Origin of the sequence: Streptococcus sp. 210928-DFI.4.42, assembly GCF_020554365.1 — a bacterium.
GTDB lineage: Bacteria > Bacillota > Bacilli > Lactobacillales > Streptococcaceae > Streptococcus > Streptococcus parasanguinis_S.
This window is the reverse complement of record NZ_JAJCHF010000056.1, coordinates 1-793: the sequence shown is the minus strand read 5'-3', so window position 1 is coordinate 793 and position 793 is coordinate 1. Positions and strand designations below refer to the sequence as shown.

At 43.9% G+C, this 793-nt stretch carries 1 protein-coding gene; it reads right to left on the bottom strand.

The features are described from left to right. Window positions 1-78: 78 nt before the first annotated feature. Window positions 79-687: a DUF1269 domain-containing protein gene (locus LIZ08_RS10230; protein ID WP_227038823.1), complete on the bottom strand. Its 609-nt coding sequence runs from the start codon at window positions 685-687 to the stop codon at window positions 79-81. Between the last annotated feature and the right edge of the window lie 106 nt (window positions 688-793).

The following is a 793-nucleotide window of genomic DNA, read 5'->3' as shown; positions in this document are numbered from 1 at the left end:
AATGAGCTCCTCTAAAAAACGTGATCCTTCCGTCACTTCCTCTTTCTAAAATCTATTTTTTATGAGATGCTTGGGTGCTTACGCTTCCAATTTGTCAAACTTTGCTTTGACATTCGCCTTGAATTCTTCACGCTTAGCCTTGCGTTCGGCTTTACGTTCAGCCTTCATCTGTGCACGCGCCTGGTTGTAGAGGTCTTCTTGGACTTGCAGAGCTGCTTCGATTTCGGCTACGACGGTTGCTACATCCCAACGCATGATTTGGGTGTCGTACTTGGTGAAGTAAGCATCGATGACTGCTTCGTTGTCTTCTTGCACCAAGGCAACAACGGCTGTTTCACCGTTAGTCAATTTCTGAGAAACAACGTCAATCAGGCCAGCTTCTGCCGTATCAACGGTAGCACCAGCAGCCAAACCATAGAGGCTACCCATACCATAACCAAACAAGACGCCGATAGGACCACCCAAAAGCCCGATAACTGCACCGAACAAGCCACCTTCTAGGGCTGCATCCGTCGTTGAATCTTCAAAGTCATAGCGTTCTTTTTCAACGATATGACCGTTTTCATTTTTGACCAAGGCGATTTGAGCAACCTTGGTCGTCTGAGTTTGGCGGAAAGCCTTCAAATCCGCAAAGGACTGATAAGCTTCGCTTTCAGTGCTAAAGATTGAAACTACTAGGTTTTCCATAGTTAGTACCTCTTTTCTAAAAATTACACATACATTATAACACAGTTTTCTTTTTTTTGAAACTACTTTTATGCGACAATTTACATGATATGTCGCAATTTGTCAG